Origin of the sequence: Corynebacterium suranareeae (assembly GCF_002355155.1) — a bacterium.
In the GTDB taxonomy this organism is placed as follows: Bacteria; Actinomycetota; Actinomycetes; order Mycobacteriales; family Mycobacteriaceae; genus Corynebacterium; species Corynebacterium suranareeae.
The window spans coordinates 1175868-1190366 of record NZ_AP017369.1 but is presented as its reverse complement, the minus strand read 5'-3'; the positions used below and the strand labels follow the sequence as shown (position 1 = coordinate 1190366).

Genomic DNA, 14499 nt, shown 5'->3' with positions numbered 1-14499 from the left:
AATCTCATCCTCACTACAAGCAAATTCGTCAATGTAGGTTACGCTAACCTCATATCTTCGAAATGATGTTACATTCCGCATGCGAAGTATTGCAAGGGACTCATTCAGCAAAGCGTTTTTAAAAGCATTTTGCTTTTCGACGCCACCTTCCGGCGTTTGCCAAAAGAAACGGATTCCCAGTAAGTAGTGCCTCACCGATACTACGGCTCAATTAGGCTTGAGTTTCAGAATTAAACTTTGACTGATCTAACTCCTTTTCCTGTGCCATGCGAGAAAGACGTGCCAAAGCATCACTATGTGGCGTATTCGGCACTGAGGTGTAAAACTCGATTCGGATATCAGGAATGGAAGATTGTGACAGCACCTGATAATTCAACGTGATCTGACCAACCTCAGGGTGCTCCAGCATTCGGGTTCCGGCAGTACATTCCTGGACGTTACCGCTCGACCAAAAACGCGCAAATTCTGGGCTATGAATGGTTAATTCACCAATGAGTTCCGCTAAAAGAGCATCATCTGGATACCGTCCACTAATCATTCGCAGATAAGCGACATGTGTTTTTGCATAATGCTCCCATTCAGCCTCTTGAGCCTTCGTCTGAGAATCCAAAAATAGCATTCGGGTTGTTGAAGGTTTCTGTTTAGAGTTTTGCGGGCCGTCAAAATCTAAATGCCCAGCTATAAGACGATGCCCGAGTTTATTCCACGCCAAAATGTCATTGCGTCGCCCTAAAATAAGTGCAGGAACATCCGGCATTGAATTAATAAGCTCAACCATATATTCCGGTGCGACTTCCGCCTGCGGGCGTCGAAGCCTCCGACTCGGTGAAACGTGACTGAGATTTCGTAGATGGACACGTTCGTCGTCGTCGAGCAATAAAATCCGTGCCAGCGCGTCCAGCACTTGCGTTGAGGCGTTAGTACTCGAGCCTTGTTCGAGGCGGGTGTAATAGGCAACGCTGACACCCGCTAAATGCGCAACTTCTTCGCGCCTTAAACCTTTAACCCTCCTGTTGGAATTAACAGGAATGTTGTAGTGCTCTGGAGAGACATGTGCACGCCTATGTTTTAGAAAAGCACCGAGTTCAGATGTTTCGGCCATGGCCTTAAGTCTACGGCTAAACACAAGAAAATTATCCGCTGAAGGTAACCCTGTCAGTAGTAGGAAGAACAGAGGTCTGGTTGCTTTGCCAATGTCGATGTGTACTGGGCAGCGTAATTACACATCTAAAAGGTCGCACCTAGACCTTGAAAGGTTTTTATCCTGACATGCCTCTTGCATTGTTTGCGCTAGCTATTGGCGCTTTCGCTATCGGCACCACCGAGTTCTTGACCAATGGTCTACTTTCTCAACTTTCAACAGATCTTGGGGTTACGATTCCCCAAGCCGGTCTAGTCACCACAGCTTATGCAGTCGGACAAATGTGTGGGCCAATCCTGGCTTTTATTCTGCTAAAGCTTCCAACGAAGCGAGTGTTAATTATTCTGATGGCTATTTTCAGCATCGGGAATCTCATGGCTGCATTAAGTCCTGGATTTGAGTTTCTACTAGCCAGTCGGTTTGCAACCGCGTGGTCTCACACCGCATTTTTTGGAGTTGCCTCTGTTGCAGCATCCAAGCTTGTCACAAAGAAGAAGCAAGCGAGCGCTATCGCTTTAGTATTCACCGGACTTACCGTCGCAATGCTTCTTGGCATGCCACTTGGCGCACTGATTGGTCAAGCATGGGGCTGGCGCTCAGCGTTTCTGATTGTCACCTTGATCAGCGTGATTAGCCTAGTGGGAATTATGGTATTGGTTCCACAAGACCGAGACGTGATCACACTCTCACATAGAGAAAGCCTCAAACCATTCAAAAACATCAGACTTTGGATTGCGCTCAGTGCCACTGCAATCGGCTTCGGTGGACTCTTCGCCTCATTTACTTATATTGAACCTTTGCTCACTGAAGTATCAGGATTCGACAATACAGATGTAATTTGGCTGCTCGGAATTTACGGAGCCGGCCTCGTAGTAGGCAACTCTGTAGCTGGAAAAGCGGCCGATCGTGCATTAGTGCCAACCACAGTAACGCTCTTAATCATTCTCACCCTGGCACTTTTCGCATTAGCATTTAGCGCATCAAACCCCATCATCGTCATTCCGCTTTTGTTTATCCTCGGCGCAAGCGGATTCGGACTGCTTACCCCGCTTCAAACTTTCGTCCTGCGATTCGCTAGTTCAGCGTCTCCACTTATCGGAACCGCTAATACCGCTGCGCTAGGCGCGGGAATCACCATTGGTTCATTACTTGGCGGAATCGTCCTTACTGCTTCCTCTAGCTATCAGGCAATAAACTTGGCTGCCGCTGCAATGACCATTCTTGGACTAATCGTTTACGGCATTGCCGTGAGCCTTTCGAAGCAAAGCTCCACTACTCAAAGCAAAGACTTTATGCAGTAACTGTTGAATAGGCACCGCTTAAAATTCCTAACACGTAGCTCTGCCAACGTTACTGATTTAGCCAAAAGCCCTTGAGAGGAATCGAACCTCCGACACGATAAATCCCGGGAGATCCTATAAACCAAAGGAATTTACCGGGTTTTGATTCTCCACCACGCACGAGGAGTAAAGGTTCGTTGGTTTAAGTCCACTAACCTAACCAAGCATGCTGGCACCAGGAGTAGCTAAAGATATGATTCAGCTCGGGAGCCAAAATCTCACCCTCCCCCGGTAACTTGCGCTTTTCATGTGTTGAGCTTGAATGCTTACACCTGTGTGCGTAGCTAGTATTTAGCGCCGTACTAGAGGGCATTTATCAGTTCCGGCAATATTGATCACTATGACAACTCAAGTTGATTTTTGGTTTGATCCTATTTGCCCCTTCACCTGGATTACGTCTCGCTGGGTCGAAGATGTTGCGCACCTTCGCTCCTATGACATCACCTGGCATCCATTTTCCCTGTCGGTTCTAAATGTTGGGCTCGACGAGGGAGATGATGAACAAGCTCATATTGCAGGTCACCGTATGGTTCGTGTAGCTCAGGCTGTCCAAGATGCGGGACTCGATGTCGGTATCTATTACACAGCGATTGGCACGCTTTTGCACCCCGGTGGCGGATCACAAGATGTTTCCACCGATGCCACCAGCACGGTTATTGCGCAAGCGTTGGCAGATGCTGGACTTCCCGCAGAATTAGCTGCTGCTGCCGATGACACCTCTTATGATTCAGCAGTTGCTGAATCCACACACAAGGCGCTCGCAGAAACTGGTACTGGTGTGGGTATTCCTATTATTCGAGTCGCCGGCTCTACTTTCTTTGGTCCAGTTTTTACCAAGCGTCCGCAAGGAGATGCCGCACTAAAATTCTGGGATGCCTACATCACCATCGTTGCAGAGCCGAACTTCTTCGAAATCAAACGTCAGATTAAAGGCGAACTCAACTTCGAATAGCTATGAAGCCACTCATCGCCCCAAGTTTGAATAGCCGAAATAATTGGAGCGAGACTTCTACCAATATCGGTAAGTTCATATTCCACTCGCGGTGGAACCTCGGCATAGGCAGTGCGCACCACGATCCCATCGGACTCTAGCTCCCGCAGCGAACGTGTCAGTGTCCGATCAGAGATCTCCCCTGCCTTATCCCTCAGCTCGCTGTATCGCAATGGCACGTTGCTGTCGATCAATGCTTGGATCAACGTTAGTTTCCAACAACCCCCAATAACAGTCATCGCTGTTTCCACCGGGCACCCGACTATAGCCCTGGCAGTTAAATCTCGCATTATGGTGACCCTACCGAACTCCGTTGCGTTAGGGGTTCAATTCTGGATCAGCTAGCTGAATAACCTCTCGATCCGCGACAGGCTGCGAAGTCTCTGCCAAAATCGATGCCTCTCGTGCAATAAGAGTACAAACATCCGGTGCGCCGGGGAATGATCCTTCCAACACCGCGATTTCAATGGTTTCAAAAGTTTCTTCGACCAACGCACGCGTTCCATAACAGCTTTTAGAACCAGCGGAAAAGAACACGCGAATATTGGTTTCATCAACGACTTCATAGCGTTGCCAATCAACTGCTCGTTCATTGGAAAGGTCATTGCGTTGAATATCGTCGATGTAGGTAACTTCTGGCTGGAGATCCTCTCCACTAGTTTCCTCAGAAGAACATCCTGACAACGCCCCGACGCACAATACAGCTCCGATAAACAATCGCCCCACAGACTGCCATCTACGATTCCACTGTATAACAATCCCCCATCATCAGTTAGAGTGCTGACCAAATATCCGACCACGTTGGTCTACTTAACCTGTGACCATACATGCTTTGCGGACATAACGACGCTACTTCTTTGCTGATGAACCTGAACCATCAAAGTATTATCGAGGCGGTGTCTTAAAAGTGTCCAAGTAATTTTGGGGAAACGGAAAACTAGACCTAAACGAAAAAAGTTCCAACACTCCTGATCTGTGACGATCAGAACTGTTGGAACATTGGTGCCCCCAGTGGGACTCGAACCCACACTGTATTGATTTTAAGTCAACCGCCTCTGCCGATTGGGCTATGGGGGCAAGCAGCACTGTAAGGATACATAAGTATGCTTCCAATGCTATTTTCTTGGTGCTTAAACATCATAGAACATGATGTCTTAGAGATATAAAACCGGGGTCCTATTTCTGTGCAGAATCAGCTTCTACCAGGCCAAGAATCAAACCATCAAGGATGTCTTTCTCGGAGATAATAATGTAGTCCACACCTGTTTCTTGCGAAGCGAGTTCGATTGCTGCTTGAACTACCACTGATCCCCCACCGATAACGTCGGCACGGCCTGGATCAACAACTGGGTTGCTTGCCCGCTGCGATGATGATTCTGAGATGATCTCATCGGTCACGACTCGCAGAGCATCGAAGTTGAGGGCTGACAGGTGGATCGCATTGCGGTCGTAGGTTTCCAAGCCTTGTACCCACGCGGAAATGGTGGTGAAAGTACCTGCGCATCCAACAAAGGTTTTTGCCTTTGAAATTGGGACGATGGTTTTTACTTCTTCGATGCGTTCGGCAACGTAGTCGCGGGCGATTTCCACCTCCGTTTCAGTGGGAGGATCGCTGCGCATAATTCGCTCGGTGAGGCGAACGCATCCCATTTGGGTGGAGTGGGATCCAAGGATGTCACCGTCATAGGTGCCGACGATAAATTCAGTTGATCCACCGCCAAGGTCAATCACACAGAATGGGCCTTGTTCTTCAGGAAGGTCAACGATTGCGCCTCGGAAGGACAGCAGAGCTTCTTCTTCACCAGAGATTACTTCTGCTTGGTATCCAGGACGGATCCTTGACAGCAACTGACGGGTCATGGAGAAGAACTCATCACGATTGGATGCATCACGAGTAGCTGAGGTTGCCACCATGCGTACTGTTTCTACGCCGTGCGTTTCCATGAGCTCAACGTAGTTTTCCAACGCGATGCGGGTGCGTTCGATGGCTTCTGGGTCGAGTTGCCCGGTGGCGTCTACGCCTTTGCCTAAACGCACGATGGTGTTTTCCCGGGTGATCTCCTTGAAACCGTCAGGGGTAACTTCAGTGATCAGCAGACGGATGGAGTTTGTTCCGCAATCGATGGCCGCGTAGCGGGTCATTAAGCCCCACCTGCTCGGGAGAAATCAAAGTCCTCCATATTAATGCCCAGGTCTTGGACTGTTGGCCAGTCTTCTGGGATGGCGGTTCCACGAAGATCTCCGTGTTCAGCGGCCATCGCTACGGCTTCAGTTCCAAGTCGGAAATGATCTGGGCCTTCTGCCAGTGCGTAAGCAATGAGAACGTGAAGGCACTTCACGCGGTCAGGCATGCCACCGCCGGAGAAATCAGTGCCGAGATCTTCAATGGCGTTGCGCTTAGCCAGGAAGTGCTCGTGGGCACGCTGGTAGTCAGCGCGAAGTTCTTCGTCAGTGGATAGACGCTCGGTCATCCATTTCATCACCAAGGCCACCTCGAGGCGGGATGCTTCAGTGGTCAGGCGTGGGTCAGTTAAGTAATACAGTGTTGGAAATGGGGTGCCATCATCGAGTTTTGGTGCGGTCATCACCACACCGGGTACTCCATCAGGGCTGCGGTAAGAGATATCGAGGACGCCTCGTGGTGTCCGTCCTAATTGCTCTTCGACAGCTTTCAAATCTGCATCGTTAACACTCATGCTCTCTATTCTGTCATGAGTCTGTGCCTAAAGCGCTATTGCACAGGTGCTTCTTCTGTTGGCGCAATAGTTGGCACTTCACCTTCAATTGGTGGAGGAGCAATTTCTTCTCCGCCGAGCACTTCTGGTGTGGTGACAGAATCCCACAGATTTTCATACCAAGGGCCTAGTGGTTCTACTTCATTACCGTCAGAAGTCACAGAGGTATCTGAATCGAGTGCTGGATCGACGATTCTAAAGGCGGTTTCACCAGGTTCAATAACTCCAAGACGAAGCCGGGCTTGTTCCCTGATATACGCCTCTGATTGGTACCTATTGAGGTCTGATTCTAATTGCTTAATTTGCTGTTCTTTAGCGGCAATTGACGCTTCCGTTTGAGCAATATCAGAGCGCAGTTGAAAGTAGTTGCGCACCGGAATTGCGATAACAAACAAGATTAAAAGCACCACAAGTGCTATTGCACCGATTCCTACTGCACCCAATCTAAATGGTGCTCGGGTGGCAGAAACTGACTCTGAAGCGCGTTCCCTGCTAGAGACAGGAACGATGCCTTTATGAGTTTTCTTCTGCTTTGCCATAATCCTCGATCATAGTCACACCAGTAACAGTAATAAGACAGCGACGCCCGGCAACCTTGCGGCTACCGGGCGTCGAAAAGCGTCTTTATTTATCCCTGGAAACGTGGGAAGGCGCTGCGACCTGCGTAGACTGCGGCGTCGCCAAGCAGCTGCTCGATGCGGAGAAGCTGGTTGTACTTTGCAACACGGTCGGAACGTGCTGGCGCACCAGTCTTGATCTGACCACAGTTGAGTGCAACTGCAAGGTCAGCGATGGTGGTGTCCTCGGTCTCGCCGGAACGGTGGGACATCATGGAGGTGTAGCCTGCGCGGTGAGCCATATCGACAGCGTCGAAGGTCTCAGTCAAGGTACCGATCTGGTTAACCTTAACCAGGATGGAGTTGGCAGCCTTCTTGGCAATGCCCTCCTTCAGGCGCTCAGGGTTGGTGACGAAGAAGTCGTCGCCAACGATCTGAACCTTGTCGCCGATGGTGGCGGTGAGGTTGGTGTAACCCTCCCAGTCATCTTCCTGCAGTGGATCCTCGATGGAAACGATTGGGTACGCCTCAACGAGCTCAGCGTAAACGTTTGCCATCTCTTCTGCAGAGTGCTGTCCACCCTCGAAGTGGTAGGTGCCGTCCTTGAAGAATTCGGAAGAAGCAACGTCGAGTGCAAGAGCGATGTCCTTGCCTGGGGTAAATCCAGCCTTCTCGATTGCCTCAACGATTAGGTCAAGCGCCTCGCGGGTGGAGCCAACGGAAGGAGCGAAACCGCCCTCATCGCCAAGACCGGTGGATAGACCCTTTTGCTTAATGACAGACTTCAGTGCGTGGTAAACCTCAGCACCATTGCGCAGTGCCTCAGAGAAGGTCTCTGCACCGATTGGAGCAATCATGAATTCCTGAACGTCAACGCCGGAGTCAGCGTGAGCACCACCGTTAATGATGTTCATCATTGGAACAGGAAGGACGTGTGCGTTTGGTCCACCGATGTAGCGGAAAAGTGGCAGGCCTGCGGAATCAGCAGCAGCCTTTGCGACAGCCATGGAAACACCAAGGATTGCGTTTGCGCCCAGGCGGGACTTGTTGGCGGTGCCATCAAGCTTGATCATTGCTTCGTCGATGAGGCGCTGATCATCAGCCTCAAGGCCAGCGAGTTCATCGCCGATTTCTTCGTTGACGTTTTCAACTGCCTTCAAAACGCCCTTGCCCAGGTAGCGATCGCCACCGTCACGTAGCTCGTGAGCTTCGTGGACGCCGGTGGATGCGCCGGAAGGAACACCTGCGACACCGTGGGAACCGTCATCCAGGAAAACCTCTGCCTCTACGGTTGGGTTACCGCGGGAATCGAGAATTTCGCGAGCGAATACGTGCATGATTTCAGCCACTGTGGCCTCCTATGCCAACTTGGGAGCTAACCAGAATTATTCACGCGATCAAATGTCTTCAATCACGTCTACGTCCAATTGTTGCATGAATCTTGTTTCGATGAAGCAATCAGTTGAAAATAGTTGGTAAAACTACCCGAATTCCCAGCCCATTCATGTTTGGTCAGACACAATCTCACATTTTCGGGGGTGTTTTGAGGGAATTTTAGCCGTTATTTTTACATCTTTTACATCGCCGGCTGACGTAACGCATAGGACGCCGCGGCATCACGAACATCCATGAGGTACTGGTTAGACATATTGTAAGAATGCACCGCTTGAGTCCACCCTTCAGGAGTTGACAGATCGCGCTCATTAGAACACAGCAGGTTGGCAGCACTAAGAGCTGCATCATCAATTTGGTTTGGATCAGCTATGCCATCACCATTGGCATCCAAACCTTTTTGACGCCAAGTTTCAGGAATAAACTGCATGGGACCAACAGCACGGTCATATTCCGTATCACCATCTAATTCCCCGCCATCAGTATCGGGAATTTCCGCAAAACCTGGTGATCCATCAAGAGGCACACCAATAATCGGCGGAGTGGCCACACCATTTTCATCCAAAGCGCTGCCACCGAACATTTTTCCGTTGTATGTTCCATGCCGTGTTTCCACCTGCCCAATACCAGCCAAGGTATTCCACGACAGGTTGCAGCTTGGCCACGCTGTACGTGCAATAAGTTCAGCATTGCCATATGCCGCAATCGCCTGGACTGACACTCCCGTGTCCTGCGCAATCGGCTCTGCCCAGAAGCGAAGATGATCAGAAGTACGCCCTGCAGCTTCTATATCAATCTGTGGAACTTCTTCAGCACGTGCTGGCGGAACATCATCAGGGACTTGTTGGAGTTGGCGAATAGGCGCTGTTCCATCCATGAAACTAAGCGCCCATCCAACAAATGAGATCACCATGACCACAGCCAAGACCGAACCGCAGCCAAATCCCAACGCCTTTTTAACCCCTGAACTCATGGGGCTTGATAGTACCGGCTCATTTTGGAACTCCCGCATTGGCAATTAATTCCAGAAAACTTCCCAAGGTTTTTGTCGGAAAAATCTATATTTAAACCAACAAGATCTTATGAAAATAGCCCCAAAATCAGCCTCCCATGCAATTATTAAGCCATTCACATAGTCACAGCCAAAACGTAATTTTTTCAGCCCGAAACCAAGCAAACCCACCAGTAGAGAATTCGATGACCTGCGTCACAAAATTATAATTAGGGGCGAGTTCTTCATATCGTCCACATATCAATTCAGATTTCCCCAAAGATTTCCCAAAAGGAGTTTTGAGAACCATGAAGCTTTCACGTCGCATCGCAGCACTTGCAGCAACCGCCGGTATCGCAACAGTAGCTTTCGCAGCACCTGCATCCGCCGTAGACTTTGCAAGCATCTCTTCCATCAACAAGGAACTCTCCACCACATACGACTTGATCCCTTGTGGAGTTCTTGAAGCAGGTCTAAACGCAGCAGGTGTCCTGGAAGAAGGCCAGTACAACCGTGAGCTCGCAGAAGCTATTGCAGCCAAGGGTGAAAACGGCCTGACCGAGCAGTTCCCACAGATTGGTGACTGGAATGAAGGCCAAGCAGCAGCCCTTGCTGACCGCGCTCAGAAGTGTGGCTTTGTAAAGGAAGATACCTACCTTTCTGAGCTCTCCTCCAACCTTTCTTCATAAACGAGCGGGGGTAACCCCATTCATCACATAAGCCACAACAGTCACACAAGTCACTTCATTAACGTAGGATTTTGGCTGTTGTGGCTTTTGCCATACCCATATCTATTCCCCAAAGAACTTTTAAGGAAAAATCATGAAGAAACTTCGCCTCGCCACCATCGCAGCAGCTACCGTAGCGCTCACCGCAGGCCTGACCCCTTCTGCTTCCGCTCAAGACTTCAACCAAATCATTGACACCTTTGATTGTGGTCTTCTAGGCGCAGCTATCTACAACACTGGCCTTGCACACGAAAACTCCACTCGCGCTGAGCTCGCGGCAAATCTACGAAACTCCACCGCAGTTAGCCAGCTAGACTTTCCTTTGAATGTTGCCGCTGTTTCCTACTCAGAGCGCATCGCCAACCGCGCTCTAACCTGTGGCCTCGTTAAGGAAGACCCCCAAGACTTCCTCACCCAGCTGCAGCAGTTCTCCTCCAACCTGTCGTCATCATTTATGACCGCGTAATTGTTCCTGAACCTTTTCGCTGGCTTTACCTTGCGCCCAAAGCAGTTCCTGTTCCTCGGTAGGCACGATTCCGGTGGATCCGTCGAAAAGGTACGGCGACCGTGATCGCATCTTGGCAACGAAACTCGCCGCCACGTCAAAAATATCGAAACGAGACTGACGGGCGGCGATTTCTGCATGAAAAAGTACCTGGAGTAACACATCCCCCAGCTCCTTTTTCATGTCCTCGTCATCGCCTGACTGCACAGCCTCGATGAACTCCTGCGATTCCTCCTTTAAATAAGGAATCAAACTTTCATGCGTCTGCCCACGTTCCCATTCCCCGCGGCCCACGGCCGCCCGCATCACACTGACCGCCTCGCGCAATGGGTCGAGGGGTGCGTCGATAAGCATGGGGTTTGCAGTAAGCAGCCAGGAAGCGCTTTTCGACGTCTTTATCCCCCATTTTCCAACATCAAACGGAAAATCATCATCAACTAAAACAGGTTCACCCCGCCCAATTGCAGCCTCTATAAAAGAAACCGGAAGGACGGGGTGATGTGGATCAACAACAACGACGCGCATGACGCCTCATTCTAGTTGGCAGGCTCCTCTTCTTCGCCACCATTGTTGTTACCGATGCGCTCATCTACCGCATCGCGGACCTTGTTGATCTGATCTGCCTTATCCTCACCAAGACGACCCTTGGCGGCATCAGCAGCCTTATCAAGCAATTCGTCTGACTTCTGCTCGCCTGCATCGGATCCGAGGAAGTCGGTCGCCTTTTTCTTAGCCTCATCGAAAATGCCCATGGGTTTCCTACCTTTCCTAACAATTCACCTGCATTTGATTTACAACCCCCGAGAATACGCGAAGTTTAGCGTCAGCGTTGGGCGTCAACTACGTTAAATGAGTGCTTAATCAAACAGATTCTTCGGGTTCAACAGGATCAGCGGACACAAACCGCACTGTATCTATTAGAACCCTCATCGCACTGATCATTGGATCAACGGTCGGTGCCGGGATTTTCTCCATCCCCCAAAACATTGGCTCGGTTGCAGCTCCCGGCGCGATGCTGATTGGCTGGCTAATCGCCGGTGTGGGCATGCTATCAGTGGCCTTTGTGTTTCACGTTCTTGCGCGCAGGAAACCGCACTTAGATTCCGGTGTTTACGCCTACGCCCGAGTCGGATTGGGTGATTACGTAGGCTTTTCCTCCGCCTGGGGATACTGGCTGGGGTCCGTAATCGCGCAAGTTGGCTACGCCACGTTATTTTTCTCCACGTTGGGACACTATGTTCCGCTGTTTTCCCAAGACCACCCTTTTGTGTCAGCGTTGGCGGTTAGTGGGTTGACGTGGCTGGTTTTTGGTGTGGTCTCACGCGGAATTAGCCAAGCGGCTTTCCTGACGACAGTAACAACCGTAGCTAAAATCCTGCCACTACTGTGCTTTATCATCCTCGTTGCATTCTTAGGTTTTAGCTGGGAAAAGTTCACGGTCGATCTGTGGGGACGTGACGGTGATGTGGGCAGCATCTTTGATCAAGTACGCGGAATCATGGTGTACACAGTCTGGGTGTTTATTGGCATTGAAGGAGCATCAGTTTACTCACGTCAAGCGCGTTCCAGGAGAGATGTCAGTCGCGCTACCGTTATCGGTTTTGTAGCCGTTCTCCTTCTGCTGATGTCTATTTCTACATTGAGTTTCGGCGTGCTCACCCAACAGGAACTTGCTGCTTTGCCAGATAATTCCATGGCGTCGGTTCTTGAAGCGGTGGTCGGCCCATGGGGTGCGGCACTGATTTCCTTGGGGCTGTGCCTGTCAGTTCTTGGTGCTTATGTGTCCTGGCAGATGCTGTGTGCGGAACCGTTGGCATTAATGGCAATGGATGGGTTGATTCCAAAGAAAATCGGCGCCATCAACAACCGCGGTGCTGCGTGGATGGCACAGCTGATCTCCACGATCGTGATCCAGGTGTTCATCATCATTTTCTTCCTCAATGAAACCACCTACGTATCCATGGTTCAGTTGGCCACCAACTTGTATCTCGTACCGTATCTGTTTTCTGCTCTCTATTTAGTAATGCTGGCAACCCGTGGCAGAGGAATCACTCACCCTCATGCAGGAACTCGTTTTGATGATTCAGGTCCAAAAATTTCAGCCCAAGAAAATCGGAAACACCTGGTCGTTGGGCTGCTGGCCACCATTTACTCAGTGTGGTTGTTTTATGCCGCGGAACCGCAATATGTTCTTTTCGGCGCAATGGCGATGATTCCAGGACTAATCCCCTATGTGTGGACCAGGCTTTATCGGGGCGAAAGAGTGTTTAACCGCTTTGAAATAGGTGTGGTTGTGGTCCTTAGCATTGCTGCCGTTTGTGGAATTGTCGGTTTGGCAAATGGATCGCTATCGCTTTAGCACTTCTTGACTTTGCATTTGGCTCAATTCCTCTTAGAGGCTACCGTCTTGTCAGCCTCACCTCACCCAAATCGAAATAATATGCGAATATTCACCACAAAACCGAACTCGCCATCGATTTGTGGGGGGAATTTTCATCAGACAGCCCTTTAGGTGCAAAAATTTATTCGATCCCGTGGTTGGACCTCACGTTTGTGGTGAATACTTGATCAGCAAACTTCCAGGTTTCACTTCTACCCCATTGGCCTCAAATTGAACAGCCTCTAAATTCGCCTGTAAGCGCTTAAACAAGCCCTACCCACACAAACATTCATCCAGCAGACCCCAACCCCTTAAATCGGCTCCTGCAACCAGAAGGAATTTACTACCACCGAGAATCACCTAAACGGCAAGAACCATCTTGATCCATTTTCCTGCTACTTCACCAGCATTTCTTAGCTCTTCCCTAATTCTTTGAAGATTTTCAAGCGGATAATGACGATGTGAATGAATGGCGAACAGTCTCGCTTGTCGATTCCACGGCCCTAACCGTGATCATTTGTGTTGCTGTACTAACTGTTGCTGCGACTGCGTACGGAATTGTCCACAAACCCAGGAAACGCACGCTTGGCGCACTAATCTCTGCAGTGGCTCTAACCCTCAGTGCGTGGGTGATCATTGAAAAGCTGTGGAGGCCGTTCCCGGATCCGAATCCGTGGACAATTTATTTAGCCGCTGGTGTGGCAGTGTTTTCCCTGTTGAGTGTCTTTTTCCGCACTGGTCGTACAAGAATCTGGATGGCAGGTCTTACAGTAATTGCGCTGATTAATTCTGCTGCTGTGGTCAATTTGAATTATCAGCCGTACCCAACGTTGGGTTCTTTCAATCCTGTACCTGCGGCTGTGTCCATGTCGTATGCGGATTTTGAATCCCAATCCACTGCCCCAACCATGGATGACCGTGAAGTCGGTGCACTAGTGCAGGTGCCTTTAGCTGGAACAACGGATGATTCTGTCTCGGATTTTAATGCTCGCGATGCTTATGCTTATATCCCTCCTGCTTATTGGACTCATCCTGATGTGCAGTTGCCGGTGTTGGTTTTAATGGCTGGAAATCCTGGCCAGCCGGATCAGTGGTTTAGCAGTGGTGATGCTGATCAAACAGCTGATAATTTCCAGGCCACACACGATGGAATTAGTCCGATTGTTATCAGTGTGGATGGCACGGGATCTTTTAGCGGAAACCCGGCATGTGTTGATTCTGATTCACAGGACGTGATGACTTACCTATCCCAAGATGTTCCGATGTTGATCAAGCAGAAGTTTCGAGTCAATCAGGATCAACGCACCTGGACTATTGGAGGGCTAAGTTACGGTGGCACGTGCGCTTTGCAAATTATGACTAATCATCCGAAGTCTTATGGTTCTTTCCTTGATTTTTCTGGGCAGGCAGAACCCACCCTTGGCACACGTGAGCAAACAGTTGATCAACTTTTCGGCGGCGATGAAGACGCATTCAAAGCCGTTAACCCTGAGGATTTACTCAATCAAGCAATTGGTTCTAGGGATCATACCTACAGTGGAATTTCGGGCAAGTTTATCGCTGGTAGCAATGATGAAAGTGCTGTGACAGCATTGTCCCACTTGAACAATTTAAGTAATCAGGCTGGAATGTCCACCACTTTTGATACCGTTGCCGGTGGGCATTCTTTCCAGGTGTGGCGAGTAGCTTTGGCTAATACTTTTGATTGGGTTGCACAACGTGGCGGAGTGCAGGTTTAA

General features: G+C 49.8%; 16 protein-coding genes and 1 tRNA gene. 6 read left to right on the top strand and 11 right to left on the bottom strand.

Annotation, left to right across the window (positions count from 1 at the left end; genetic code table 11):
* Positions 1–211: 211 nt before the first annotated feature.
* The gene (locus N24_RS05635; protein WP_096455086.1) at positions 212–1102 is read right to left on the bottom strand and encodes a helix-turn-helix transcriptional regulator; all 891 of its coding nucleotides are present in this window, start codon (positions 1100–1102) and stop codon (positions 212–214) included.
* A 167-nt stretch (positions 1103–1269) separates the two neighbouring features.
* Between N24_RS05635 and N24_RS05630 the strand changes: the two genes are divergently transcribed.
* Positions 1270–2442, top strand: a complete 1173-nt coding sequence (locus tag N24_RS05630) for an MFS transporter (protein WP_096455084.1) — start codon at positions 1270–1272, stop codon at positions 2440–2442.
* A 379-nt stretch (positions 2443–2821) separates the two neighbouring features.
* On the top strand, positions 2822–3433 hold the full coding sequence (locus tag N24_RS05625) for a mycothiol-dependent nitroreductase Rv2466c family protein (RefSeq protein WP_096455082.1): 612 nt from the start codon (positions 2822–2824) through the stop codon (positions 3431–3433).
* Here N24_RS05625 and N24_RS05620 read toward each other — a convergent pair.
* The 8 genes from N24_RS05620 to N24_RS05585 all read right to left on the bottom strand — a co-directional run bounded on the left by N24_RS05620 (position 3403) and on the right by N24_RS05585 (position 9129).
* On the bottom strand, positions 3403–3711 hold the full coding sequence (locus N24_RS05620; RefSeq protein WP_231910897.1) for a winged helix-turn-helix transcriptional regulator: 309 nt from the start codon (positions 3709–3711) through the stop codon (positions 3403–3405). The two genes, N24_RS05625 and N24_RS05620, sit on opposite strands and share 31 nt — an antisense overlap.
* A 79-nt stretch (positions 3712–3790) precedes the next feature.
* On the bottom strand, positions 3791–4198 hold the full coding sequence (locus N24_RS05615; protein WP_231910896.1) for a hypothetical protein: 408 nt from the start codon (positions 4196–4198) through the stop codon (positions 3791–3793).
* 274 nt (positions 4199–4472) lie between these two features.
* Positions 4473–4549 (bottom strand) — tRNA-Leu (locus N24_RS05610).
* Positions 4550–4648: 99 nt separating this feature from the next.
* Positions 4649–5614, bottom strand: a complete 966-nt coding sequence (gene ppx2, locus N24_RS05605) for an exopolyphosphatase Ppx2 (RefSeq protein WP_096455080.1) — start codon at positions 5612–5614, stop codon at positions 4649–4651.
* Positions 5614–6168: a DUF501 domain-containing protein gene (locus N24_RS05600; protein WP_096455078.1), complete on the bottom strand. Its 555-nt coding sequence runs from the start codon at positions 6166–6168 to the stop codon at positions 5614–5616. Before N24_RS05600 ends, ppx2 begins: the two co-directional genes overlap by 1 nt.
* Before the next feature lie 35 nt (positions 6169–6203).
* Positions 6204–6746: an FtsB family cell division protein gene (locus N24_RS05595; RefSeq protein ID WP_096455076.1), complete on the bottom strand. Its 543-nt coding sequence runs from the start codon at positions 6744–6746 to the stop codon at positions 6204–6206.
* Positions 6747–6835: 89 nt separating this feature from the next.
* On the bottom strand, positions 6836–8113 hold the full coding sequence (eno, locus tag N24_RS05590; RefSeq protein ID WP_096455074.1) for a phosphopyruvate hydratase: 1278 nt from the start codon (positions 8111–8113) through the stop codon (positions 6836–6838).
* Between the two features lie 227 nt (positions 8114–8340).
* Positions 8341–9129: a lytic transglycosylase domain-containing protein gene (locus N24_RS05585; RefSeq protein WP_167382041.1), complete on the bottom strand. Its 789-nt coding sequence runs from the start codon at positions 9127–9129 to the stop codon at positions 8341–8343.
* 326 nt (positions 9130–9455) lie between these two features.
* On the opposite strand from N24_RS05585, the gene N24_RS05580 reads away from it, so the two are divergent.
* Entirely contained in the window at positions 9456–9836 is a 381-nt protein-coding gene (locus N24_RS05580) for a porin (protein ID WP_096455072.1), read from the top strand.
* A 133-nt stretch (positions 9837–9969) separates the two neighbouring features.
* On the top strand, positions 9970–10341 hold the full coding sequence (locus N24_RS05575; RefSeq protein WP_096455070.1) for a hypothetical protein: 372 nt from the start codon (positions 9970–9972) through the stop codon (positions 10339–10341).
* On the opposite strand, the gene N24_RS05570 is transcribed toward N24_RS05575, so the two are convergent.
* Together N24_RS05570 and N24_RS05565 are read right to left on the bottom strand one after the other, a co-directional pair.
* Positions 10324–10905, bottom strand: a complete 582-nt coding sequence (locus tag N24_RS05570) for a MazG nucleotide pyrophosphohydrolase domain-containing protein (protein ID WP_096455068.1) — start codon at positions 10903–10905, stop codon at positions 10324–10326. The two genes, N24_RS05575 and N24_RS05570, sit on opposite strands and share 18 nt — an antisense overlap.
* Before the next feature lie 11 nt (positions 10906–10916).
* Positions 10917–11132, bottom strand: a complete 216-nt coding sequence (locus N24_RS05565) for an antitoxin (RefSeq protein WP_096455066.1) — start codon at positions 11130–11132, stop codon at positions 10917–10919.
* Between the two features lie 101 nt (positions 11133–11233).
* Between N24_RS05565 and N24_RS05560 the strand changes: the two genes are divergently transcribed.
* Positions 11234–12739, top strand: coding sequence for an amino acid permease (locus tag N24_RS05560; protein ID WP_096455064.1), 1506 nt, complete (start codon positions 11234–11236; stop codon positions 12737–12739).
* A 482-nt stretch (positions 12740–13221) separates the two neighbouring features.
* Positions 13222–14499, top strand: a complete 1278-nt coding sequence (locus tag N24_RS05555) for an alpha/beta hydrolase (protein WP_096455062.1) — start codon at positions 13222–13224, stop codon at positions 14497–14499.

What these genes read in the sequence shown, in the direction of transcription:
- N24_RS05625 (WP_096455082.1), top strand. Translation starts at nt 2,822, where the DNA reads ATGACAACTCAAGTTGATTTTTGGTTTGATCCTATTTGCCCCTTCACC.
- N24_RS05635 (WP_096455086.1), bottom strand. Translation starts at nt 1,102, where the DNA reads ATGGCCGAAACATCTGAACTCGGTGCTTTTCTAAAACATAGGCGTGCA.
- N24_RS05575 (WP_096455070.1), top strand. Translation starts at nt 9,970, where the DNA reads ATGAAGAAACTTCGCCTCGCCACCATCGCAGCAGCTACCGTAGCGCTC.
- N24_RS05595 (WP_096455076.1), bottom strand. Translation starts at nt 6,746, where the DNA reads ATGGCAAAGCAGAAGAAAACTCATAAAGGCATCGTTCCTGTCTCTAGC.
- N24_RS05620 (WP_231910897.1), bottom strand. Translation starts at nt 3,711, where the DNA reads ATGACTGTTATTGGGGGTTGTTGGAAACTAACGTTGATCCAAGCATTG.
- ppx2 (WP_096455080.1), bottom strand. Translation starts at nt 5,614, where the DNA reads ATGACCCGCTACGCGGCCATCGATTGCGGAACAAACTCCATCCGTCTG.
- N24_RS05630 (WP_096455084.1), top strand. Translation starts at nt 1,270, where the DNA reads ATGCCTCTTGCATTGTTTGCGCTAGCTATTGGCGCTTTCGCTATCGGC.
- N24_RS05580 (WP_096455072.1), top strand. Translation starts at nt 9,456, where the DNA reads ATGAAGCTTTCACGTCGCATCGCAGCACTTGCAGCAACCGCCGGTATC.
- N24_RS05570 (WP_096455068.1), bottom strand. Translation starts at nt 10,905, where the DNA reads ATGCGCGTCGTTGTTGTTGATCCACATCACCCCGTCCTTCCGGTTTCT.
- N24_RS05585 (WP_167382041.1), bottom strand. Translation starts at nt 9,129, where the DNA reads ATGAGTTCAGGGGTTAAAAAGGCGTTGGGATTTGGCTGCGGTTCGGTC.
- N24_RS05565 (WP_096455066.1), bottom strand. Translation starts at nt 11,132, where the DNA reads ATGGGCATTTTCGATGAGGCTAAGAAAAAGGCGACCGACTTCCTCGGA.
- N24_RS05600 (WP_096455078.1), bottom strand. Translation starts at nt 6,168, where the DNA reads ATGAGTGTTAACGATGCAGATTTGAAAGCTGTCGAAGAGCAATTAGGA.